The 1688-nt window shown below is 63.6% G+C and carries 2 protein-coding genes; both read left to right on the forward strand.

The genetic code is table 11. The features are described from left to right. Window positions 1–102 (forward strand): DUF2958 domain-containing protein (locus CF68_RS36855; RefSeq protein ID WP_152548612.1); only part of this gene is annotated, 102 nt, incomplete at its 5' end. Between the two features lie 170 nt (window positions 103–272). Next, entirely contained in the window at window positions 273–1664 is a 1392-nt protein-coding gene (gabP, locus tag CF68_RS34570) for a GABA permease (RefSeq protein WP_035828024.1), read from the forward strand. The last annotated feature ends 24 nt before the right edge of the window (window positions 1665–1688 follow it).

The raw sequence follows: 1688 nt of genomic DNA on the forward strand, positions 1-1688 counted from the left end.
CCGCTCAAGAGGCCGATTCTTCGTGACCGGTACTTCCGGCCAACGCGGTCGTTAGGCGAGTACGCCCGGCTGGCACAGTCCAGTGGCTCGATCGTCGATTGATCGAGTGGGCAATCTGCAGAACCCCGTGGTTCGCGTCAATGCGATGCGGCATGCCGCATTTGGGGTCAGACGACCGCGGCATGCTGGAACGCCAGCTGCGGTCAATTTCCATGTCATAGGAGCACCAGCGTAGCGGCTCATGTAGGTCGCGCTTCACCGAGGAGAGAGACATGAACCCGTCAGGGAAAGGGCTGAGCCATGGACTCAAGGCGCGTCACGTCACGATGGTTTCGATTGCAGGCGTCATCGGCGCCGGACTGTTTGTAGGCTCCGGGCGAGCTATCGCCGAGGCCGGCCCGGCCGCGCTGCTGGCCTATGCCATGTCTGGGCTGCTGGTGGTGCTGGTCATGCGCATGCTGGGCGAGATGGCTGTGGCACAGCCGGATACCGGATCGTTTTCGACCTACGCGGACGGCGCCATCGGACATTGGGCCGGTTTCACGATTGGCTGGCTGTACTGGTGGTTCTGGGTCCTCGTGATCCCGATTGAAGCGACTGCGGCGGCGGCCATTCTGAGCGCCTGGTTGCCCGCCATACCCCAGTGGACGTTTGCGCTGGCGATCACGCTCGCGCTGACCGGCACCAATCTGTTCTCGGTCAGGAACTATGGTGAGTTCGAGTTCTGGTTCGCGCTCATCAAGGTGGTCGCCATCGTGGCGTTCATTGCCGTAGGCGGTCTGGCGGTGCTGGGTTTGCTTCCGGGGGCTCAGGTATCGGGCGTGGCGCGGCTGGTTGACTATGGCGGGTTCATGCCGAATGGCGCACATGCTGTCATCGCTGTCGTCCTGACAACGATGTTCGCATTCATGGGGGCGGAGATCGTCACCATTGCGGCGGCCGAAGCGGAACACCCGGCCCGGCAAATCGTGCGCGCGACGCGCTCGGTGGTGTGGCGCATTTCGCTGTTCTACCTGGGCTCGATCTTCATTGTTGTTGCACTGGTGCCGTGGAATGACCCGCTGCTCGTCACCCATGGGGCGTACCAGCGCGCGCTGGAGATCCTCGGCGTGCCGCACGCCAAGGCGATCGTCGACGTCATCGTTCTGACAGCGGTAATGAGCTGCCTGAACTCGGCGCTCTACACCGCCTCGCGCATGCTGTTCTCGCTGTCGACGCGGGGCGATGCCCCGAGCGGCCTAAGCCGGACTGCCGCGTGTGGCACACCGCGCGCCGCGGTACTGGTGTCCACCGCATTCGCTTTCGTGTGCGTGCTGGCGAACTACCTTATGCCAGAACACGTCTTCGCGTTCCTGCTGGCTACCTCTGGCGCCGTGGCGCTTCTGGTCTACCTCGTGATCGCAGTATCGCAGCTGCGCATGCGCGCAGTACTGGAACGACGCGCGGCAGAGCTGCCGCTGCGTATGTGGGGCTACCCGTGGTTGACGTGGTCGGTCATCGTGGTGATTCTCGGTGTCCTCGCGGCGATGGTCTGGCATCCCGCCCATCGCATGGAAATTCTCGCGACAGCGACGCTGCTTGCCGGCGTGCTGGCTGGTGCTTGCCAAAATACGCGTAACCGGCGCGCAGACGGGCGTGCTTTGGCAATGGATGACAGCCCGTGAACCGGCACTTTCGGCCCACGCGGT

Origin of the sequence: Cupriavidus sp. SK-4, assembly GCF_000611125.1 — a bacterium.
GTDB lineage: Bacteria > Pseudomonadota > Gammaproteobacteria > Burkholderiales > Burkholderiaceae > Cupriavidus > Cupriavidus necator.

What these genes read in the sequence shown, in the direction of transcription:
- gabP (WP_035828024.1), top strand. Translation starts at nt 273, where the DNA reads ATGAACCCGTCAGGGAAAGGGCTGAGCCATGGACTCAAGGCGCGTCAC.